Origin of the sequence: Fusibacter ferrireducens, from assembly GCF_015352425.1 — a bacterium.
Taxonomy (GTDB): Bacteria; Bacillota; Clostridia; order Peptostreptococcales; family Acidaminobacteraceae; genus Fusibacter_A; species Fusibacter_A ferrireducens.
Map to the genome: position 1 here is coordinate 135,034 of NZ_JADKNH010000005.1, position 21,764 is coordinate 156,797.

A 21,764-nucleotide genomic window follows, 5' to 3' on the forward strand; every position below is an offset into this window, starting at 1 on the left:
CACGTGTTAGACATCACCTTTATAAAATAGTGGTATGCCGCCCTCTATCGTCTGTAACTGCAATTGCAATAGCTCATCCATTTTTTTCAGCCTCAGCCTCAGCTGCGCTGGAAATTTTTTTGCGACTTCAAGTGTCAACATGGCCTTCATATATAATTTTTTCATAATGATTCCTCCATATACTTTATTACCGATCGGTGCACTTATTAGCAGTCGTAGGATTGCTTATTATAGGATTTGCTCTTCTAGTAATCTTCAGATTTGTGCTGAGGATTTCAGATATATGATACAATTAGGTATAACATCCAAAGTCGGTATACAAGGAGTTCAAATGATAAAGATATCATTGAGTAAAAAACAGAAAAAAGAGCTAGAAGATCTGCATTATAAATGGTTTGAAGACTACAAAGTATCCGGCTATACGAAGCTTGTTAAAAATGTGAAAACCAGCATTTCCAAAGCTCTTTAAGAGTAAGCTTGAGCGCTTGCCATGCATAAGATCGACAAACTCATTGCTCTACTGGATAAAGAAGAATTGAGTTCGGAGGAAAGACAACAGTTAATAGATGCAATTGGAGAACCATTGGTTAGAAATAAGTTGAAACAAATGTTTAGCGATAAGTTCATGGATTTATTTATGTAAAGAGGCAATAGAATCACATTACCAATAACAGCTATTTTTTATGATACAAATTGTGATACAAAACTAGGAGGTAAAAGGTCATGCTATTCATGTTAATTGTAAAGGCTTCTAAAAATTCAGAGAAAGAAAATTTGCCAAGTGAAGCTCTGATGGAGGCAATGCGTAAATACAATGAGGAACTTGTTGAAGCAGGGATTAGAATTATGGCAAAAGGGTTGCACCCGACTTCCAATGCATTAAGGTTATATTATGATGCGAAGAATAAGATCAGTGATATTGTTGAAGGCCCATTTGAAAATGTGGATGAAATAGTGACAGGTTTTATTTTGATCGATGTAAAGTCTAGAGAAGAAGCGATATACTGGGCGAAAAAGATGCCTGATCCTCAAGGATACGGTGAAGGTCAAGTTGAATTACGTCAGATCTATGAATTCTAGGCGAAATTTATGGCTCGAAGAACGATCTGTAATTATAGAACGGACAATTAATGCCCATATTAAAACGCACTTTTATATTTTGAATATGCACTTGTAATTATTGTGAGGGCATTGTATCATGTATAATAAAAAAATGGTATAAGTAAGATACAACATATCAATTAAAGGTAAAATGGAGGTAAAAATGGTCTTAAAATATGAAAGTACTCGAAATAGAAGTGTAAATGTACGCCCCTCAGAGGCAGTTGTGAAAGGTCTTTCAGACGATGGGGGCTTATTTGTACCTAGAGCTCTTGATCAATTTAAAATAGATATCAAGGAAATGTGCACGTTAGGGTTTCATGATACGGCTAAGAAGATACTCAGACTTTTTTTTCCGGACTTTACAGAAGAACAAATCAACGACTCTGTTATGAATGCATATGACAGTAAATTTGATGATGAGGCCATTGTCCCAGTAAAAAAAGTGGGTGATCAGTTCATTATGGAACTTTTTCATGGCAGTACAATTGCATTTAAGGACATTGCACTTTCGATATTGCCGCATTTAATGAAGAAGGCCCAATCCAATTGTAATATGGAAGAGGATATTGTCATTCTCACTGCCACTTCTGGTGACACTGGAAAAGCGGCGCTGGAAGGCTTTAAAAATGTGGAGGGCACAAAGATTATCGTCTTTTACCCAAATGATGGCGTGAGCCCAGTTCAGGAAAAGCAAATGGTTACCACAGAAGGTGAAAACACTTATGTCGTAGCTGTGGAAGGCAATTTTGACGACGCGCAAACTGCTGTAAAAGAAATCCTTAATGACAGTGCGTTAAGAGAAAAGCTTGGTGACATGGGCATGAAATTTTCATCGGCCAATTCCATTAATATTGGGAGACTTGTGCCTCAAATTTCATATTATTTTTCAACTTATGCAGACCTTGTTAAAAGAGCGGAAATTAAAATAGGTGAGGCGATTAATTTCGTCGTGCCAACAGGTAACTTTGGAAATATCCTTGCATGCTATTTTGCAAAACAATTGGGGCTTCCAGTGGGAAAACTCATTTGTGCCGCTAATGAAAATAATGTTCTATATGACTTTTTAAGCACAGGCATCTATGATATTAACAGAGCATTTAAAAAGACGATGTCACCTTCTATGGATATTCTTATCTCGAGCAATCTCGAAAGACTTCTCTATTTTATGAGTGACAAAGACAACGCTTATGTGGCAGAGCTTATGAAGGATCTTAAGACAGAGAAAAGATATGAAGTCAATGATGCGATAAAAGTTAAACTTAAAAATGAATTTTGGAGTTCATATTGTTCGGAAGCAGATACGGCGATGACAGTGAAGGCAGTGTACGAGGCTTATGATTATGTCCTCGACACACATACAGCTGTGGCGTACAAGGTCTATGAAGACTATTTGAGTGCAACGGGTGATCCGCGTAAAACTGTGATTCTTTCCACAGCAAGCCCTTTCAAGTTTACGGGAAGTGTTTATAAAGCTCTGTTTGGCGAAACGGAAACAGAAGAACTTGAGCTTATGCAAGCGCTTTCGGCTAAGACGGGTGTCAGCGTACCACAGCAAATCGAAGGATTAGGCGAAAGAAAAGTGCTTCATGATAGATTTTGTACACCGGAAACGATGTCAGATGAAATCCTCAAAATTTTAAGTGACAAAGAGCAAAAGTAAAGCGCGCATTAAAAGTGAAGCGCCATCTGAGACCTTCATCGGCAGTCTCAGCAGTATTCAATAAACTAAATCTATGACAAAAATCAGATAAAATCTCATAGGATATCCCTATGGGATTTTTAATTAAAACACCGTCTGAGTCATCGAAAGATGGCTCAAATATTGTTTTATAGAGAAGAATCACTGGGTATCATCTGTATAGGTGAGGCTGGTATTTTGACTCATATTACTTTGTAAACAGGAGGAGGCGCATGGAACCGTTTATTATTCCCAGCAAATTGAATAAACCGAGACTGGAAAGGCATTTTATTGAGAGAGCGCCTTTAATAGATCGAATGAACCGAGAAGGTATCGCATGGATTACAGTGTCTTGTCAAACGGGATTTGGGAAGAGCACGCTTGTCAGCCAGTGGTTGGATACACATAATAAAGAGGCTTACGTATGGTATGCATTGGATGCTTATGATGACGATATACAAGTTTTCCTAACTTACTTTGCGCATGGGATACAAAGGCGAGATGAGGCAATTGGGAATCAGCTGTTGAATTTATTAAGTCAATTTCATATGACGAAACCGGATCGATTCTTTCGGATGTACATCAGTGTGCTGTATGGTTTGGAGACGCCAATCCAATTTGTCGTAGATGATTTTCAGTGGATCACGGATCAAGCGATTCTAGACTTTATAAATTTGGTCATGATGTTTTTGATGGATCAAATTACAGTGGTCATTATCTCGCGCGAAAAGATACCCCTGAATCTGAATAAAATTCGTCTCAGTGGGCATCTTCTAGAATTGACAGATAGAGAGATGAAGTTAGATAGAATAGAGATCCAAGCAATGATATCACAGGCAAATGGCTTTGATTCTTTAAATGATTTTGAGTGTTCTGTTGAATCCTCTATTGGAAGAAGTGAATCCATATACGCGTTAACGGAGGGCTGGATTGCAGGGGTGCAGTTGATTTTGATGGCATCCAAAGGGAGCAGAAGTCAAATTTATGATCAAAAGGATTTGGCAAGAAATCATGGCCAATTGAGTGCATACTTGATCGGTACAATTTTAAAGTCACTTGCGCCGAAGCAAAGAGACTTTCTCATGCTCAGCGCAATCCCGGATTCGTTCTCAGCGGACATGTGCGATGAAGTCTTTGAACACTTTCTCAAAGAGAGTAAAAAATGGATGTGGGAAATCATTGATAAGAATATGTTCGTCATGGCGTTAGATTCTGAAGGGAATAAATTTCGCTATCATCACATGTTCAGAAATGCGATTCTATCTCACCTTAAAAATCAAATTGGAGCGGATTATGACACGCGGTTCAATGGTGTCATGTTGGCAGTTGCCGAATGGCATATGACCTCTGAAAATTACTATGAAGCCTCTCGAATATTCATGAAGCAGAGTGCGTACCATAAGGCGGCAGTATGCTTAGAGTACTTATGGGCACCTATGGATTTGAATCTGACCAGTGGCATATGGTTGGAGATGATTGATGAGCTCCCAGAGCGGTTTATTTTAGATAAACCTGTTTTATCCATGTGTTATGGCTGGGCATTGATTGATAACAATCGCATTGAAAAGGCTGAATTTTGGTTAGATAACGCGCAGAAGATCTATGAAAAGGAGTCGCTTAAAGTACTTAAAAAGAAAGAACTTATTGCGGATGTCCAGCAGTATGATTTATTTGAAATCCATATCCTGATGGCGAGAGCTTATATCGCCGCAGCAGAGGGCAATCTAGAGGCACTTTTTTATTATGGCAACAGTGCTAAAAATGCAATGGCACATAAAAATCTCAAAAAGCACGGGGTCATCATGATGACGCTTGCCTTTGCCTATTGGAATCAGAAAGACTATAAAAGGGCTGCTGAATGCATAGAAAAGGGCATTCAGTACGAACGCAAATATGGTGAGGCCATCAATGTGGATAATTATTGGATGGTTCTATTCCATCTGTGGTTGCATATTGGTGAGTTCTCTTTACTAGATCATAAAGCGCAGGAACTCATTGACGATATGGAAAGTGACAGACGCTTGCCGATTATTCTGCCAACGCTGTATTTGATTTTGGCCTATAGCGCCTACAAGCAAAATCATATCGATCAGTGTAAGTCACTGATGAAAAAAGCTAAAAACATAGGGGGTAAACTGGCAATTAATGATTTCGAGTACCGATACTGGATGCTCAAGACCAAATTGTGCTTGGACCAAGAGGCGTTATCAAAGGCTAAATTGTACTTGGAAGCGGCCAAAGAGCAATATTTTCCAAATCCCATACCAGACCTTTACACCATTGAGCAGCTTGAGTCGGAAATAAAAAAACATGAGAGCGGCACTAAGGTTACCAGTCACTGGAATGCTCAGCTGAGAGAACCCTTGACCCTGAGGGAAATGGAAGTGCTCGAGTTGATTGAATGCGGCCTTTCCAATAAGGAAATTGGACAAAGACTCTTCATTGCACTCAGTACAGTTAAAGGTTACATTCAAAATATTTATGGCAAGCTAGAAGTCAAACGTCGAACAGAAGCGGTGGCCAAAGCAAAGGCACTTAATCTTTTATAATCGCAAAAACCCTACTTTAGTAGCTACTGTACAAATCCTTTCTCTGCTAGAATGTTAAATCATAAGCATATGAACACAGTACATCGTAACAGTACATCATAGAGATGTAGAATGATACAGAGAAAGGAGTCATAAAATGAAACAGACAAAGATTGGTGGTTTATCAAGTATCGTATTAGCATTGATTTATCTCGTTGGCATTGTCATGCAGATGACGTTATTATCCCTGTCCTCAGTGGGCAGTGTTCAAGAGCGATTCACATTTATTTCGGAGAATAGTGGGTTAATGATTGCGTGGATTTCGCTACTCTATATTGTATTTGGCATTATCAAACTTCTCCTGACGGTAGCCTTACACGACTTAATTGCTGTGCACAGTGGCTATATGAGTCGACTCGTTTTGGGTTCAGGAATCATATGGTCAACGCTTGTCATTGCAAGCGGTATGATCTTTAATACGGGACTTCTAACAGCCATGCAAGAAAACTCAGTGTCACTCTTTCAATGGATTGAAACGATTCACTCGGCTATTGGTGGGAACAATGAAGTAATCGGGGCCTTTTGGATGTTGATCATAGTCATAGCAGGGTTCCAATTCAGATTGTTTCCAAACTGGATGAATACGCTGGGGCTTGTTGTTGCCATTGGAGGCGCACTGACCATGGTACCCGCTTTTTATAATAGCGTGATTATGATCTTTGCAATGGGTCAAATGATTTGGTGGATTGCACTCGGTATCTATTTGTTGAGAAAAAATATTGCCTACGCGAAGTAAAAAAGGCCTTAAAACATCACGAGAGATGATTTAGTGAAGCAAACGGTTACGAGACAATTATATATTGACAAAAAATAGACAGAGTGATATTATTACGTAAACAAGATTCATTCTTTATAGCGTTCAAAATTATTTTTGATGGTTTAAAAGGAGATTTAGATGGTGAAGTACAGTGATGATACTGTATATTTCATTTCTTATGCTAAGCTTCCGAGTGAAATTTCAGCGGCGAATTTGCATAAAGTAGTTGGTGTTGGTCTGGTAATCAACTATAAGACTGGCGTTATTGAAGACTCTTCTTGCACTTTAATCACTGATGAGGCAAGAAATTTTTTAAAGCAACTGCTACTTTCGCATAATATTCATGAAGAAGGTGTAGAGGGCATGATCAATGCTGTTAAAAGCAGATATCATGGCTTAGCGGAAAAGGCAATATGTGTGTCTTTAAAATCAAGTTATGAACGTTACATGATTTGGCGAAATGATAATAATATGAAATAACTGCTTTTCTTGCGGTGATTGTGAAACCCACAATGATTGAGTGAGTAAAATCCAGTGTGAAATGATTAAGAGAAATTCTTAATTTATTTTGTTCTGGATTTTTTTATTGTCAGAATCGCTATGTATAATGTGTCGTGAATACGTTATTACCATGTCAGTGTGACGTCATAGAAAGATTAAAAGCATAAGAATGATTGCAGTCGTTAGAAACAATGATTAGTTTGAGATGATGGTCAAGTGGCATCGTTTCAAAAGAGGGCATTTGGAAGATGACCTTTTGTAAAGCTCTATTAAAGAGATAAATAATTTACTGCTTTTCTTGCGGTGGTTGTGAGTCCCACAACGATCAAGTGAGTAAAATCCAGTATTAAAATTCTAAGAAATTGGTTTCAGTTTCTCGGGGATTTTTGTGCTGGAATTTTTTTAGGCGCATTTTATGGTTGATTTGAAATGAAAGGAGGGCAAATGAAATAAAGCTTTTGAGTTAAATAGAAAAGTGTTATAGTTATAATTTTTAGAGGGAGTATAATGATGGAAAAACTTATAATTACAATTGCACCAACTGGAAATGTCCCAACAAAAGAAATGAATCCGAATACGCCAATAACAGTAGAAGAAATTCTTAAAGACATTAAGGCTTGCAGTGAAAAAGGCGCTTCAATAGCGCATATTCATGTCAGAGATTTAAATGGAAATCCTACAAGTGATAAAGCGATATATCAAGAAGTATTGAAGAGACTGGATGAAGAGCATATCGACATCATACGACAATTGTCAACGGGTGCAAGAGGTGGAGAGAACTCTATTGATTGGCGTGGTCAAATGCTTGACTTAAACGCTCAAATGGCGAGTTTAGCAACGGGTTCATCAAACTTTGTAAGCACCATTAATGCAAATTCACCAGAGCTTATTGAGGCTTTAGCCAATAAGATGAAAATGAACAATATAAAGCCTGAAATTGAAGCTTTTGATGTTGCAATGGTTTCTAATGCAGCAAGATTGTGTAAAAAAGGCGTTTTAAAAGGACCATTACATTTTAATCTTGTTATGAATGTACCGGGATCGATTATGGGTACGCCTAAAAATCTATTCCACATGGTTGAAAGTCTACCAGAAGGTTCTACTTGGACAGTTTCTGGTATTGGAAGTTCTCAAATTAAAATGCTCACTATGGCAATTCTCATGGGAGGACATGTGAGAACGGGTTTAGAAGACGTACTGGAATTAAAAAAGGGCGTGTCCGCCACAAATATATCTTTGATAGAGAATATATTAAATATTGCGAATGCATTGGGGCGTGAAATTGCCACTGTGGAAGATACAAAAAGAATACTGGGTTTATTGTAGGGCTTATAACCTAGTATCTTATCAAAAGCATGTATGTTTGGCTGGCAGATCGCCAGATTAATAAAGGTTACTATGTCAATTAAAAACTTTAAGGGGGCAAAAAAATGATTAAAAGGTTAACAAGCGCGTTGGTGTTAATGGTAAAAAAATATTTACCTAATCCATATATTTTATGTTCATTATTGACACTTTTTGTTTTTTTAGCAGGTATAATAGTTACTCATAAGACACCATATGAAATGACAACATTTTGGGGAAATGGATTTTTTAATCTTCTAAAATTTACGATGCAAATGATTCTAGTACTATTTACGGGTCATGCATTAGCCAATGCACCAGTGGTAGTCAAAATATTGAAAAAGCTCGCCAGTGTGCCGAAAACAAGAGTTCAGGCGGTTATGTTTACATGTGTCATTGCATATATTTGCAGTTATTTAAATTGGGGCTTTGGACTAATCGCAGGGGTTTTAATCGCTAAAGAGATTGCAGTTCAACACCGTGGCAAGGGCATTCACTTTCCATTGATTGTTGCGGCGGCTTACAGTGGCAATATTGCAAGAGGGCCATCCACATCGATCCCACTCGTCATTGCAACAAAAGGTCATTTCTTAGAAGATTCTATTGGGATTATTCCCGTATCGGACTCGCTATACAGTTCTTGGAATATTATTATTACAATAACATTGATGATTGCCATTCCATTGCTGTTTAAAGCCATGATGCCTTCAGTTGAAGATTCAGTAGAAGTTGATTTGGAGTTATTTGGAAAAGAAGAAAATATAACTGCGAAAAAAAGCAGTGAAATGACACCAGCAGAAAGAATTGAGAATAGTAGTGTCTTAACATGGCTTATTGGTATTCTGGGATTAGTTTATATAGGCAATTACTTTGTCACAAAGGGTTTTAATTTAGATTTAAATATTGTAATTATGATATTTATGACTTTGGGGATATTAGGACATCATACACCTATAAACTATGTTAAAGCCGCAAATGAAGCCATAAAAGTTTGTGGTGGCATTGCACTTCAATTCCCATTTTACGCTGGTATAATGGGCATGATGAAAGACTCAGGCTTAGCAATTGTAATGTCTGAATTCTTTATCAGTATTGCAACGCAAAGAACCTTCCCGCTGTTTACATTCTTAAGCGCTGGTATTGTGAATATTTTCATACCTTCAGGCGGTGGACAATGGGCAATTCAAGGTCCAATTATGATTCCTGCTGCAAAAGCTTTAAATGTAGACATCGCTAAAACTGCCATGGCATTAGCTTGGGGGGATTCTTGGACAAATCAAATTCAACCATTTTGGGCTCTTCCAATTTTAGCGATTGCTGGACTAGATGTGAAAGACATCATGGGTTATTGTGCAATGGTGCTCATTTTAGCAGGGGCAATTTTAGGTGGCGGGTTCTTGCTGCTTTAGTTAAAAAAGTCCTTGAATTATCAAGTATTTATAAAGATTTTACTAAGTATTTGTCAATGGTTTACGAGGCGTTTAGCGAGCGCATAACAAGTATGAATTTCTAGTGTTTATATTTTAGTGCTTAATAGATGAAAATGAATACGATGCAATATTTAGAAATCCCCTTATAATCGTCAATGTAAAAACATTGGCGTACTCTAAGGGGATTATTTTGTTGTATGCTCTTATACAGACAAATAGTGGATAAATATGGTATTATATAACATGAAGCGTATTAATAGATAAGATGCATAAAGATGTATGTTCCTATAAAGGCGGTTTCCATTTAATGAAAATTATTTTGACATTGGACAGTTTTTTATTCTCAGAAAATATAAAAACTTGGGCGTTGGAAGAGAAGCCTTTAAATTGTCTGTTAACAAATATCCTGGTAAATGGCTTACCAGAGTTTTACCCAACAACGATGGCGCATATAAATTCTGGGAGAAAGTAATTTCAGAGGTTGCAACTGAACCGCCAGAAGTTAAAAAAGAATTGTATATGGGCAAAGAAATGGTTTATTTTTATTATAATGTTTAAGGAGAATGAGATAATAAGCTTATACGAATAGAGGAGAGTAAAGAGATGGATGTTAAATTAAGAGAAGTTGAGTTTGAAGAGGTTCAGGATACCATTTTAAAACAGTTAAAAAAAGGTGTATTTCTCACAACCAAATCAGGTGAAATATCAAATACCATGACGATTGCTTGGGCAATCAGTGGTCGTATGTGGGAGGAGAACAGTTTCGCGGTTGCAGTGAGACATTCTAGATATACTTTTGAACTTATGGAAAAATCAGAATATTTTACAGTGAGCATTCCAAAAAGAGACACTATGAAAGAGGAACTTGCCTTTTGTGGCACTGTATCTGGTCGTGATCAAAATAAGTTTGAAGAAAATGGCATTACGGCAAAATACCTAACGGGTTGTCCCGTGCCCGTTATAGAGGCATGCGAACTGCACGTTGTGTGTAAAATAGCCTATAAGCAGTCTATGGACCCTTCACTTATTAAAGCGGATTATGTCAAAGATAGGTACAAAACAAACGATTATCACACGCTTTATTATGGTGAAGTGATAGGGGTTTATGAAAATAGTAGCCAAGCATTATAATTACTAGGCGGAAATGTAAAATAGTTGAAACTCACTATAAATTGTTCTATGGATCAATGGAAAGACAGATCGATTTTTACGATTTAGTTCAAGCGAGCATCTCTCAAGTATTTGTCGCCATTGTTAAAGCTTTAATTCAAAGCTGAAAAATCCCTGCGGATGTAGATTTGCAGGTCTTTTTTAGGACTTACTTTAATTTACTTTTTTTAAGAGGCTGTATTGGATTTGAGCGACTTCAGCACGTGTGATACTATGATCAGATGTAAATAAAGCGGTGTTTAAAAATAACTTGAGTCATCGTCGTATCTGAAGTTATAAAAAGTTTTTTAGGTTCTAGTCTTGTTTTGTCAGGGATAAGGACTAGAATAATATAGGAAAAGAGGAGATCGCATGGAAATTATATATTTTGCGGGTGGATGCTTCCAGAGAGATTGCTGAATAAGTATAATAGCAAATAGAGGAGACTAATACACTAATGACAAAACATAGCTTGTTTTGGTACAATAAATTTAAAAGAGACATTGGAGGTATAGAATGAATCAAAATGTAAATATAATTTACTTTAGCCCTACGGGAAATACTAAAAAAATTGTTCAATCAATTGCAACTGGTATATCGGATCGTGTTAGGACATATGATCTAACATCGCCCCAAAGTAGACTTGAATTGGAAGTAACTCAATTCGGTAGAGAAGAGATCGTTATTGTAGGCGTTCCAGTATATGGTGGGCGGATGCCTTCTATAGTCAATGAGAGTCTTGAAAAATTTAGAGGTGACAAAACATTATTGATTCCTGTTGTGACATATGGCAATAGAGCTTATGAAGATGCGTTGTTGGAATTAAGTCATTTAATGGGTAAAAATGGTTTTATCAGTATCGCAGCAGGTGCGTTTCTCGGTGAACATTCATACACCTCAAAGGTGGCAACGGATCGCCCCAATAAAGAAGATTTAGATATAGCGGTTCAATATGGCCAGCGTGTGGCGAAGAAAATATTGGAGTTAGATCCCCTAAAGATAGTATCGATAGAGATTCCAGGTCAAGTGCCTTATAAAGCCAATATGGTAATGCCCGTGTTTGTGCCTTTAACATCGGATGCATGCACTGCATGTGGTGTGTGCGCTAAGGTATGTCCTTCAGGTGCAATTAACCGGGTAAACTTTACTGAAATAGATTCAGAGAAATGTATTAGATGTACAGCGTGTACACGCATCTGCCCTGAAGACGCTAAATTTTTCAAACATGAGTCTTATGATTTTATCGTGAAACGTTTGGTAGATCATTTTTCAGAAATACAAAAAGAGGCTGAATGGTTCATTTAGAATTAATACTGTACCGTTAAAGTGAGAAGCTTATGGCAGTCGGTACTATAAATTTGAGTTTAAATCACTTTAATTAAAGTGGTTTTTTCTTTATATATATCGCTGTAAGGATTTATGAGTTGCTGTCCAAACAGGAGATTTCAGTGGATACGAGCTCTCTTTTATAGATACCAAAGCTCTTTATGCCTTAAAGGGTGCCACAGTGGGCATAACCAGTGGTAAGTTTGGTCCAAATGAACTATTGACTAGAGAACAATTGGCGGCTATGATGGTGAAAATATTAACTATGTACAAGGAACTTGGATTCAAGGAAATAGAAAGATATGATCTTGCACGCGTGATATGATTAGAATTTTAAGACGCATAAACTTGCTTATTTCAAATGTGAACGATTCAAGCCGATAGGAGGTATAAATGATCCATATTTTAATTGTGGAAGATGATGCCATAATTGCAAAAGGGTTAAGTGATTTGATTTTTAGCTTTGACTCTCGATGCAAAGTGAAAATTACTGGTAGAGCTGATGAAGCTTATAAATATATTTGTGAAAATAAAATAGACTTGATTTTATTGGATATTCAGTTAGAAGATGCATCTGGCTATGAACTTGCCAAACAGATCAGATTGTTAGATCGATACTTATTAGTACCAATTGTTTTTATTACGGCAATACCGTCGAGAGAACTTTTGGCTTTTAAAGAAATTCATTGTTATGACTACATCATAAAGCCTTTTCAGGATGAAGAAGTCATTAAAATTATAAAGCCCTTTATTTCACAAGGTGAGAATGTAGAGTTAAATGATCGCATACTTCATATTAATCAAAAGCAATGTACATATGTCGTGAGACAAAGTGAGATTTTATATATTGAGAAAGTGAATCGATATATTGAAATGGTTACAGTAAATGAAATTTTAAAAATCAGTGGGTATACATTAAAAATGCTGCTGGATGAATTGACAAGTGTATTTGTTCAATGCCATAAAGGTTACATAGTCAATAAAAAGCAAATTGCTCATTTAAATTATTCAGCGAATTTAATCCAACTGCGGCATTATTCTAAGTCAATTCCCATTGGTCGAAAATATAAAGAATTATTTAAAGGTGGCTTTCAATGAAGTTACTAGAATTCATATTTCTCGGTATTTTTGATCAATTGGCAGGAATTGTTCTTTCCGTACATCTTGTGGGCATAAAAGCCGTAAAGGTTTACAAAGTTTTTGTTTTTATGATCTTAATGGCATTAGCTTCAAGTGTGATGTCATGGATGAACTCGTTGGATTACTATTTCATCCCAGGTATAGGTGTTACCTATTTTATCTTTTTATGGTTGTACAAGCAAAAATGGATGGATACCCTGTATTTAACCATTATCACTTCAAGCTTACTCGCGTTGATTCAGTTCATTATTATTATGGTCTTGCGATTTTGGATTGATTTGAACCATGCGGGGTTTTTAGTGGGCATGTTTGCACAATTGATATTTTTTATGATGGCTTATGTGGTTGCTACTAAGCTTAGAGTGGATGTCATTTACCGTTTTGTAAAGGACAATAATAAAATTTTTAAATTGATGCTAATGAATTTGTTTACATTGATAGCGCTTTCTATTTTGTATTGGAAATTGGAGTCGGGTAATTTTTTAGAAAAGAGCATCATGATGAGTTCAGTTATAACACTGGTTTTGGCACTAAATCTGGTTTTTTATAAAAAAGGATTAGAAAATGAGTTTGAGAGAAAGCAGCTTGAAGTACAGGCGAAATATCTTAAAATTCTAGAGGAGTTAATAGATGAGATCAGAATGATTCAACATGGTTTTGATAATCAAATACAAGGGCTCAATATGGCATTAAAGTTAAAGGGAGATCAAGAACCACAATCTTTAATAATTGAAGACTTCATTCAAGATTTAAATCAAAAAAATCAAACCAGTCAATTGATTAAGCTTGAAAATAAAATATTGGCGGGATTGCTTTACAGTAAAAAAAATGAAGCTAAGCAAAGAAATATTGAATTTTCAATTTGTATACAAGATCCATTGATACAAACAAAATTAAAAGATTATGAAGTCATCGAAGTCGTTGGAAATTTAATTGATAATGCTTTTGAAGCACAGTCAGGATCAGCAAAAGTGAGGTTTGAACTGTATAAAGCAGACGGTAAATCTGTAATCTGTGTGAAAAATAGTCACCCCTTTCTAAACCATACAATGATAACAGAATGCTTTAAAAAAGGGGTATCCACAAAAGGAAATGGCAGAGGGTTGAGATTACATGCCATTTCAAAAATAATAAATTATTACCAAGGAGAGATATTGGTTTCTAATGTACCTGAAGGTGAAGAAAATTATGTGGTTTTTGAAGTTAGAATTTAGAGCTTTGTATATCCTTTGACAAGATTTCAGGACATGGAGGTTCTCCCCATAGATAAAGTGATGCTGTTTTGGTTAATGAAAGTGGAGCCATTCCAATTAAAAAGGCACAAAGGCCTCTTCCAATTTTAAAGAACATGTGTTGATGTTTTTTCATTTTTGATTCCTCCTATTTTGTCATGAATTTGTATAATATCGTATAGTGTTAACAGAACACTCTGTTGAGAAAAAGGATGTCTTATAGAGGTGACTTATAAAGTTGTTTGGCCATAATCAATTGTAGAGAATTTAAAGTGATCACCCAATTAGCGTTAATCGAGTAGATCGAGTGATTAAATTTGAAAAGTAAGAGAGCATGAAAGATCACAATTAATATTGCAGTGATTTGGAATGTTCTTTTTTTATTGGACTGAAATGGTGGTCTAAACAAACTGGTGATCGGTGCAAATCTTCGGATCACAATAATATTGAAAAGCAACATAAGTAAAATTGTGAATGTGTGAAGTTGGATAAGCTTAGATAATAAACAAACACTCATTAAAAAGCCAAAAGTAAACATTAGACATTTATAATATTGGTTAAAATGGAGACCTCCAGTAAATGTACGAATCATTGCCAGTGTTAAAATTGATAATACAGCGGATTCAAGACCGCCTAAAATTCGAAAACCGATCCACAGGATGATAAGTTTTGAAAGTTCACTGATTAAGAGAGTCAAGATATAGTTTAATTTGGCAACTTCAAGGGGTGAAAATGCATAAAGGGTGTCCAGTTTTACACAAATCGAAGTGGATAAACGTTGGATCAAAATGTCCTCCTTGTATAATTTAGGTTATCGCCTCACTTAAAAATAACGAATAGAAAGCAACACGTAAATAGAAAATGTTCAAACGGTAGTTAAAAAGGTATAAAAAGCATTTTAAGGGAATTGGTGCTGCTTAAACCTAAATTAATGTCGTTTGCGCTCGTCACCTGTTTGATATAAATATATTCTGTTACAATGTTGCTGACACTGCAGAATATAAGTTGGAATGAGGTGATTGGATAAAAACTTTGGCAGTGAACTATACTTAAAAAATGATTCTAAAATTTGGAGGCTATTTATGAAAAAAATATTAACACTGGCTATGGTAAGCGCGTTAGTGCTTTCACTTTCTGTCTTATCATTTGCAACAACCTATACTTCATCACTTTCAATTTCAAATAACAGTACACTAGCAGGTGCTACACGCAGTTATACGGGACAAACACATAACTTTGTAGGGACTTTATCTAGTGTAGTTTCCTATGCTTATGATGATACGAGATCAAGAATTTACTTAGATAAAGATGTATGGTTTGGCGAAGATCAAGTCTATAATTCAGGGATGATAAGTTTTACAAACATTGGTGATTCTTCAACTTTTACAAGTAGCAATATTCCAGATGGAAACTATTACTACTTTTTTAGCACACAAAACCTAGGAACAAATGCATTTTCATGTGATACTGTGACAATGACAAGCAACTAAGCTAAATAGAGCCATCTTTTATTTATGGTGGCTCTATCATTTTAAATCAAAATTCAGAGAGGGTGATGAAGATTAGTATGCTAAATTTAAGCCACGTGAGCAAAAATTACAAAGAGGTCAGTGCAGTAAATGATTTTAATTTTGAATTTAGAGTGGAAGAGGGCAGAATTTATGTAATTAAAGGTAAATCTGGATCTGGAAAGTCTACATTGCTTAATCTAATAGGCCTGATTGATAGCCCTTCAAGTGGCACCATCAATATAAAAGGCGTCACAAATTACTCGAAAGATATCGTAAAATCAGCGTTTAGACGAGATGAAATCGGATTTGTTTTTCAAGAATATAATTTAAATGGTGCTTTTAAGGCGTTTGAAAATATCATGGTACCAATGCTGATAAAATCAGATGAAGATTTAAAGACTATAAAAATTAAGGCATTTGAGCTTTTGAAGCAAGTTGGACTTGAAAAGAGAGAACATCATTATCCGAATCAATTATCTGGGGGAGAGAAACAACGTGTGGCAATTGCTCGAGCTCTTGCGAATAATCCACCATTGATAATAGCAGATGAGCCCACGGCAAATCTAGATCAAGAAAATGAACAGCAGGTTTTAAATATTTTTAATGAATTGAAAAAAAAAGGAAAAGTGGTGATCGTTGCATCTCATAGTGAGGCAGTTTGGGAATATGCAGATGTCCTTTTGACGATGCAATATGGCAGTTTGGTAGAGGTTAAATATGAATAGGTTCAAATACAGTTTTATGATCAAACGCAACATAAAATTTTGGAAAAAAACATGGCTTAAAAGCTGTTTCATTATGATCTTAGTAGGATTTTTGATGATAACTGTAGGATCATTAGCAGACAGTTTAGTTGAGCATGCAAATACAAATATATTTAGAACGCCAGGATTTAGATCAATAATGGTTTCTATGGATGATCAAGAGAACTGGCCAGTCGTATTAGATAAACTAGAAGTTTATAAAAAGTCAAATCCCAGTGTGCTCAGCCTCAAAGAAGAAACTTGGGGAGCCATTGTAACCGTTAACAATCTTTTCGATTTTGTTAAGGACGAAGATATAAAAAATCAAATCAGAATTGGAGAGTTATTCACTAGTGACGAATACTATATAGATGAGCGTTTTTTATTGGATGGCCGGTGGTTTGATGAAGGAGAAACCGGTGTGGTCATAATCCCTAAAACATTTAGTTTTAATGCGATTTCTGAATCTTATTTCAAGTTGGATATTAATTATTTAGATGGCAGTGATTTCATCGGTCAAACTTTTAAGATCAGCTATTTTACTTATAAAGAATCAAATGGGAAATTAGTGCCAGACCAAGAGTTTAAAAGGGATTTTAAAGTGATTGGTGTCTATGACAATACAAAAACTTTTAGCCTTTCATGTGATATTATCCTTAAATATGATGATTTAAAGTCCATGGTTCAAACAATTCGTACAGGAGAAGTTTATTCTGGTGGAAGTGAATTTCACACCTATAGAATGATGGTGGATCAAATTGGAAACGTCGACAAGGTCATATCGGATATAGATACCCTCATAAAGCCATATAATGGTGTCGCTATGTTGAAATCACGACCGGGATCTGGTTTTGATTTGATCAATCCGTTTATAAAATCAAGTTTTGTAACCAGTTTATTCTTATTTGGTGTAAGTATGATTTTACAAATTATATTGATAAAACAGATGTTGAATCAGAGAACACGAGAAATCGGTTTGTTAATGGTATTTGGATATACTAAAAAACAGGTGGTTCGCCTTTACTTAGCAGAAATTGCGGCTTGGGGTGGTTTGTCATTCATCATTGCAACTGGCATGAGTGCGTTGACATTAAGTGTGATTAGGCTATTGATCTTCTTCAAAGGGTCACTAAGGTATAAGAATATGGTAATTGAACTTTCAGGGAATCAACTGCTCTATATTTTGAGTGTTATGTTGATTGTGTTAATGGTTTCAGCACTTTTGAATTTGAAAAGAATTATGAGAATAGAGCCCAAAGAAGCAGTGGTGTTAAAATGAAGCTTATTTATAGACTAAAATATCTGCAATTATGTTGCAATAAATCTTGGATATATTCGATTCTATTATATGGAATCAGTTTTTTGGTGCTGATGATTGCAATCCATATGACTAGGTATGTCAACAAAGGGTTAGACCATCAATTGAACTCAAATATAGAGGTGAACAGAGTGGTAATCTGGCACTTTGACGAAACCGATGATTATGAAGGTATTCTAGTGACAAAAATGATCGAGAATTTAGAGCAAAATAGTTTTATAGAAAAAGTTGAGTACAATCAAAGCACATTAGAGGTGTTGATTCTTGTCGAAGATTATAGATACCTAGAAGAAGTGGCTGGTAATATGGATGCCTTGGGTATTGGTGAAGTTCAAATTCGGGAAGAACATTTCCAAGATGTTGAAGTCATAAATGGCATGAGACAGTTTTTGATTTTTACAAGTATATTGACTATATTGGTCTTTTTTATCATTTTAAAGACGATTACAAATCGATTCATAGATCATAAAAAGCGAGAAATAGGTCAGTTACATGTTTTGGGTTGTTCTAAAAATGCAATCCGTAAAGTGGTTAAAAATGAAAGTGTATTGCTAATGACTATAGCAGCTGTGGTCAGCTTTGGCGTCTACTTTGGGTTGGAAAATATGATTGCAAGAGGCTTATCACAATTTCTTAATTTAGATTTTAAAATGGAGACCCATTGGATTGATCTATGTATAGTATCACTGATGCTTATTCTAGCAAATTATTTGTTGATCTCTATACTGGTACTTTATAAAATAAAGAGGGCCAGAATTGTTGACCTTTTAGAGTAGATTTATCTAAACAAGGTGCACTAAAAAATATTGAAAAATAGATATAAAAACGTTGTAAACCCATTCCGTTTGCAATGTTTTTTACCATGGAACATTGTTTAAATATAGATATTATGAGATAATGTACTGGATAGAATAATAACAACAGGTGTATTTACAATTGGAGATTTTAATGAAAAAGTATCTTAAACTGCCATGTGGCATTGCATTATTGATGGGATTGATATTCGCACTATTTTACATACTTGAAGAACAAGAAATACATACAGACATATCATTTGAGTATTTGGAAGATGCAAGCGGTGAACGGACAATTGATGAAATTGTAAATCGTGCTGACTTTAAAACGGCTGAAAGTGAATATATGTCTTTTGGAACGAGCAACTCTGCTTGGTGGATTCGGTTTAAAACAGCAGAAGATATCTTTTTGGAACAGGGAGAGACTTATTTGACCATATACAATCCAACTGTTGGCAGTGTGGATTTCTATAGAGTCAGTGAGTTATCATCTGATCAACATTCACTGAGATCACCCGCAAGTGATCAAGCAAACGACCAATTGGTGTATGAGCATTACAAATCTGGATGGATGAATGGCAATGAAAGTAATGATGAGGGGTATTTTTTCCCTGTATTTAAACTGGCGTCTGGCATAGAGTGTGATAACTTCTGCTATATAAAGCTACACTCACCGTTCACACAGAATTATGTCATTAGATTTTTAAACGCGGCACAGTATAAAAAAATACAAATGATTCAGTTTATACTTTTGGGATTATTATCTGGAATCATTTTGGCGGTTCTTGCACATAGTTTAATCATCTATCTTGAATTAAAAGAGAAAAGCTATCTGATTTACTTCTTTTATACATCCGTTATGCTATTGTATCAATTGAATTTATTTGGAATATACTCTATTTTCAAACCGTTTTTTTATCAAAAGCTCATGTCCTTGACAATTTCACTGGGCTTGATTGCACTAATCCTATCCATTGTATTTTTTAAAAGCTTTTTTTTAACAAAAGCGCATCGCTATAACCGTTTCTTGAATGTTATGATTGTTTTGTTAGCTTCTGGAATTGTCTTGAACCTTTTTTACGCTCATAGTATGGTTAATACTTATTCACATTTCGTTTCACTCGTTTATTCAATAAGTGTTTTATATATGGCAATAAGCATTTATAGACAAGGAGTCAAGGAAGCGCGCTTTTATATTTGGGGATGGGGCATGATTACAGGTGGTATTGCGGTAACTATGTTAAGACACTATGGTATTATTCCCAATAACAGTTTAACGTTGAATATCATATTTTTTTCAGTCGCCATGAATGCCATTTTTATATCCACAGCACTTGTTGATCGCGTGAAGTTTTTGGCGCGAGAAAAAGAACGTGCTCAGTTGCTTCACAAGGAGGCAGAAATAACAGCTAAAATCAATGAACTTGCATTTTTACAAGCTCAAATTAAGCCTCATTTTTTATATAACGCACTTAACGTAATTGCCAGTATTTCAGTTATTGATGGTGAAAAGGCAAGAGATCTCATTATGGACATCGCTGAGTATTTGAGACATACATTTGACTTTAAGAACCTATCTCAATATGTCACTTTAGAGGAAGAAATTGAATATGTGGATGTTTATTTTAGCATTGAACAAGCTCGATTTGGCGATCGCATAGAACTTTTCAAACAGTTTGAAGACTTGGATTGCGTTAAAATACCGCCTCTTGTTATACAACCTTTAGTTGAAAATGCGATTAAGCATGGACTGTTTATGTCAAAAGGCAAAGGGATTATTGAAATAAAAGGATACCGTGAAGGCGATTATTATGTTTTAGAAGTTATGGATAATGGTGTTGGCATGACTGCCGAAAAGATTGAGACGATACTGACAATGGATACAACTGAAAACGAGGGCATTGGACTTATCAATATCCAAAAAAGACTACTGAGTTATTATGATCAATCATTAGAGATTATCAGCGTGGTAGGTGAAGGCACTCGTATTATTTTAAGAATTCCAATAAGGACAGGAGGACGCAAATTTGAAAATCATGTTAATTGATGACGAGTATTATGCGCTTCAAGGGATCAAGTTTGAACTCGATAAAATGCCGGAATGTGAAATCGTAGGCATGTTTCAAGATGCCTACGAGGCCATTTCAAAAGTGGAAAGTCTCAATCCAGATGTGATCTTATTGGATATAGAAATGCCTGAAATCACTGGAATTAAATGTTATGAGAAGCTTATGGAAATCAATGAGGATTTAAATGTAGTTTTTGTCACTGCCTATGATCATTATGCTGTCAAAGCTTTTGAGCTCAACGCAGTGGATTATTTGCTCAAGCCTGTAAAGCGCAATAGACTTGAGAAAGCCCTTTCAAGGGTTTGGATGGAGACCAAGACGACTGTTGAGCCAAGTAAAATCTTTTTTAAGTGTTTTAATCATTTTGAAATTCAGTATGGTAATCAAGTGCTTAATACTAAATGGCGGACGAAGAAAGCGGAAGAACTTTTAGCACATCTGGTGTGTGAGAAGGGACATTTGATCTCCAAAGATCGACTGGCAGAGGATTTATGGCCAGATCTTGATGGTGAAAAGGCACTGACCAATTTATATGTTGCGCATTATTATCTCCGAAAACAAGAAAAAAAAAATGGCATTTATTTTTCAATAGAATCTCAAAGAGGCAGCATGCGGATTTTGTATGATGAAATCGAATGTGATCTGAAAGTTTTCGATCGTGGTGTCAATGTAATGAAAAAATCAAGTAAGAAAATGAATGAGGTGGAGGCTGCATTAAAGGTATATTCTGGTCAGCTTTTGGGGGATCATTATTATAGTTGGTTGCCTGAGTATCAGGGTATCTATGAGCAGGAAGCTGAAAAAATGAAGAAGTATTTGATTAGGAGAGAGCATAAGTGATTGTGTTCTCTTTTTGGTTGGAAAGCTTTTGTTAAGGAGAGAGGTCATTTGACATTTGCTAGAGTTGTATCAGGGTCGAGTTACTGGTATTCAAAGAGAACAGAAGTGTGGTATAATGTCAATGGTCGCAGTCAAATTTTTTTGACTTTTGCGATATGGCGTAAAGGCGTGGCAGCCTCTATGAACGTCGGCAAGACGAAAGCGATTATATGCTTTTAATAATCTATAGGTGATTAGGAG

The 21,764-nt window shown here is 35.8% G+C and carries 25 protein-coding genes; 22 read left to right on the forward strand and 3 right to left on the reverse strand.

Annotation, left to right across the window (positions count from 1 at the left end; all coding sequences use genetic code 11):
* Nucleotides 1-6 precede the first annotated feature (6 nt).
* Nucleotides 7-165 (reverse strand): hypothetical protein, encoded by a 159-nt coding sequence (locus tag ISU02_RS09420; RefSeq protein ID WP_194701575.1) that lies wholly within the window; start codon nucleotides 163-165, stop codon nucleotides 7-9.
* 166 nt (nucleotides 166-331) lie between these two features.
* Between ISU02_RS09420 and ISU02_RS09425 the strand changes: the two genes are divergently transcribed.
* The 15 genes from ISU02_RS09425 to ISU02_RS09495 all read left to right on the forward strand — a co-directional run bounded on the left by ISU02_RS09425 (nucleotide 332) and on the right by ISU02_RS09495 (nucleotide 14,231).
* A complete protein-coding gene (locus tag ISU02_RS09425; protein WP_194701576.1) occupies nucleotides 332-469 on the forward strand; it encodes a hypothetical protein in 138 nt (45 codons plus the stop codon).
* Nucleotides 470-490: 21 nt separating this feature from the next.
* The gene (locus tag ISU02_RS09430) at nucleotides 491-643 is read left to right on the forward strand and encodes a hypothetical protein (protein WP_194701577.1); all 153 of its coding nucleotides are present in this window, start codon (nucleotides 491-493) and stop codon (nucleotides 641-643) included.
* Nucleotides 644-723: 80 nt separating this feature from the next.
* On the forward strand, nucleotides 724-1,080 hold the full coding sequence (locus tag ISU02_RS09435; protein WP_194701578.1) for a YciI family protein: 357 nt from the start codon (nucleotides 724-726) through the stop codon (nucleotides 1,078-1,080).
* Between the two features lie 184 nt (nucleotides 1,081-1,264).
* The gene (gene thrC / locus ISU02_RS09440; RefSeq protein WP_194701579.1) at nucleotides 1,265-2,764 is read left to right on the forward strand and encodes a threonine synthase; all 1,500 of its coding nucleotides are present in this window, start codon (nucleotides 1,265-1,267) and stop codon (nucleotides 2,762-2,764) included.
* A 251-nt stretch (nucleotides 2,765-3,015) separates the two neighbouring features.
* The gene (locus tag ISU02_RS23910; RefSeq protein WP_194701580.1) at nucleotides 3,016-5,331 is read left to right on the forward strand and encodes a LuxR C-terminal-related transcriptional regulator; all 2,316 of its coding nucleotides are present in this window, start codon (nucleotides 3,016-3,018) and stop codon (nucleotides 5,329-5,331) included.
* 136 nt (nucleotides 5,332-5,467) lie between these two features.
* Complete coding sequence (locus ISU02_RS09450) at nucleotides 5,468-6,106, forward strand: hypothetical protein (RefSeq protein WP_194701581.1); 639 nt, start codon at nucleotides 5,468-5,470, stop codon at nucleotides 6,104-6,106.
* Nucleotides 6,107-6,265: 159 nt separating this feature from the next.
* The gene (locus tag ISU02_RS09455) at nucleotides 6,266-6,607 is read left to right on the forward strand and encodes a DUF3870 domain-containing protein (protein ID WP_194701582.1); all 342 of its coding nucleotides are present in this window, start codon (nucleotides 6,266-6,268) and stop codon (nucleotides 6,605-6,607) included.
* Between the two features lie 531 nt (nucleotides 6,608-7,138).
* Nucleotides 7,139-7,954 (forward strand): beta-keto acid cleavage family enzyme, encoded by an 816-nt coding sequence (locus ISU02_RS09460; RefSeq protein WP_194701583.1) that lies wholly within the window; start codon nucleotides 7,139-7,141, stop codon nucleotides 7,952-7,954.
* A 104-nt stretch (nucleotides 7,955-8,058) separates the two neighbouring features.
* Nucleotides 8,059-9,381 (forward strand): short-chain fatty acid transporter, encoded by a 1,323-nt coding sequence (locus tag ISU02_RS09465; RefSeq protein WP_194701584.1) that lies wholly within the window; start codon nucleotides 8,059-8,061, stop codon nucleotides 9,379-9,381.
* Nucleotides 9,382-9,789: 408 nt separating this feature from the next.
* Entirely contained in the window at nucleotides 9,790-9,960 is a 171-nt protein-coding gene (locus tag ISU02_RS09470) for a hypothetical protein (protein WP_207736246.1), read from the forward strand.
* Between the two features lie 45 nt (nucleotides 9,961-10,005).
* Nucleotides 10,006-10,533 carry a flavin reductase family protein gene (locus tag ISU02_RS09475; protein WP_194701586.1) on the forward strand — a complete coding sequence of 176 codons (528 nt, stop codon included), beginning with the start codon at nucleotides 10,006-10,008 and terminating at the stop codon, nucleotides 10,531-10,533.
* Nucleotides 10,534-11,067: 534 nt separating this feature from the next.
* Entirely contained in the window at nucleotides 11,068-11,856 is a 789-nt protein-coding gene (locus ISU02_RS09480; RefSeq protein WP_194701587.1) for an EFR1 family ferrodoxin, read from the forward strand.
* 163 nt (nucleotides 11,857-12,019) lie between these two features.
* Nucleotides 12,020-12,202, forward strand: coding sequence for an S-layer homology domain-containing protein (locus ISU02_RS09485; RefSeq protein ID WP_407646432.1), 183 nt, complete (start codon nucleotides 12,020-12,022; stop codon nucleotides 12,200-12,202).
* Between the two features lie 68 nt (nucleotides 12,203-12,270).
* Nucleotides 12,271-12,975 carry a LytR/AlgR family response regulator transcription factor gene (locus ISU02_RS09490; RefSeq protein ID WP_194701589.1) on the forward strand — a complete coding sequence of 235 codons (705 nt, stop codon included), beginning with the start codon at nucleotides 12,271-12,273 and terminating at the stop codon, nucleotides 12,973-12,975.
* Nucleotides 12,972-14,231: a sensor histidine kinase gene (locus ISU02_RS09495; RefSeq protein WP_194701590.1), complete on the forward strand. Its 1,260-nt coding sequence runs from the start codon at nucleotides 12,972-12,974 to the stop codon at nucleotides 14,229-14,231. The genes ISU02_RS09490 and ISU02_RS09495 overlap by 4 nt, the downstream gene beginning before the upstream one ends.
* Here ISU02_RS09495 and ISU02_RS09500 read toward each other — a convergent pair.
* Both ISU02_RS09500 and ISU02_RS09505 read right to left on the reverse strand, forming a co-directional pair.
* On the reverse strand, nucleotides 14,221-14,385 hold the full coding sequence (locus ISU02_RS09500; protein ID WP_194701591.1) for a hypothetical protein: 165 nt from the start codon (nucleotides 14,383-14,385) through the stop codon (nucleotides 14,221-14,223). The two genes, ISU02_RS09495 and ISU02_RS09500, sit on opposite strands and share 11 nt — an antisense overlap.
* Nucleotides 14,386-14,466: 81 nt before the next feature.
* On the reverse strand, nucleotides 14,467-15,036 hold the full coding sequence (locus ISU02_RS09505) for an accessory gene regulator B family protein (protein ID WP_194701592.1): 570 nt from the start codon (nucleotides 15,034-15,036) through the stop codon (nucleotides 14,467-14,469).
* A 295-nt stretch (nucleotides 15,037-15,331) separates the two neighbouring features.
* Here ISU02_RS09505 and ISU02_RS09510 point away from each other — a divergent pair, with 295 nt between their 5' ends.
* From ISU02_RS09510 to ISU02_RS09540, 7 genes are all read left to right on the forward strand, one after another.
* Nucleotides 15,332-15,739, forward strand: a complete 408-nt coding sequence (locus tag ISU02_RS09510) for a hypothetical protein (protein WP_194701593.1) — start codon at nucleotides 15,332-15,334, stop codon at nucleotides 15,737-15,739.
* Nucleotides 15,740-15,804: 65 nt separating this feature from the next.
* Complete coding sequence (locus ISU02_RS09515) at nucleotides 15,805-16,485, forward strand: ABC transporter ATP-binding protein (protein WP_207736247.1); 681 nt, start codon at nucleotides 15,805-15,807, stop codon at nucleotides 16,483-16,485.
* Nucleotides 16,478-17,782 (forward strand): ABC transporter permease, encoded by a 1,305-nt coding sequence (locus ISU02_RS09520; protein ID WP_194701595.1) that lies wholly within the window; start codon nucleotides 16,478-16,480, stop codon nucleotides 17,780-17,782. Before ISU02_RS09515 ends, ISU02_RS09520 begins: the two co-directional genes overlap by 8 nt.
* Nucleotides 17,779-18,597: an FtsX-like permease family protein gene (locus ISU02_RS09525; protein ID WP_207736248.1), complete on the forward strand. Its 819-nt coding sequence runs from the start codon at nucleotides 17,779-17,781 to the stop codon at nucleotides 18,595-18,597. Before ISU02_RS09520 ends, ISU02_RS09525 begins: the two co-directional genes overlap by 4 nt.
* A 172-nt stretch (nucleotides 18,598-18,769) precedes the next feature.
* Nucleotides 18,770-20,662: a 7TM diverse intracellular signaling domain-containing protein gene (locus tag ISU02_RS09530; protein WP_194701597.1), complete on the forward strand. Its 1,893-nt coding sequence runs from the start codon at nucleotides 18,770-18,772 to the stop codon at nucleotides 20,660-20,662.
* Complete coding sequence (locus ISU02_RS09535; RefSeq protein ID WP_228727785.1) at nucleotides 20,652-21,524, forward strand: response regulator; 873 nt, start codon at nucleotides 20,652-20,654, stop codon at nucleotides 21,522-21,524. Before ISU02_RS09530 ends, ISU02_RS09535 begins: the two co-directional genes overlap by 11 nt.
* Before the next feature lie 48 nt (nucleotides 21,525-21,572).
* A complete protein-coding gene (locus ISU02_RS09540) occupies nucleotides 21,573-21,743 on the forward strand; it encodes a hypothetical protein (RefSeq protein ID WP_194701599.1) in 171 nt (56 codons plus the stop codon).
* Nucleotides 21,744-21,764: the final 21 nt, after the last annotated feature.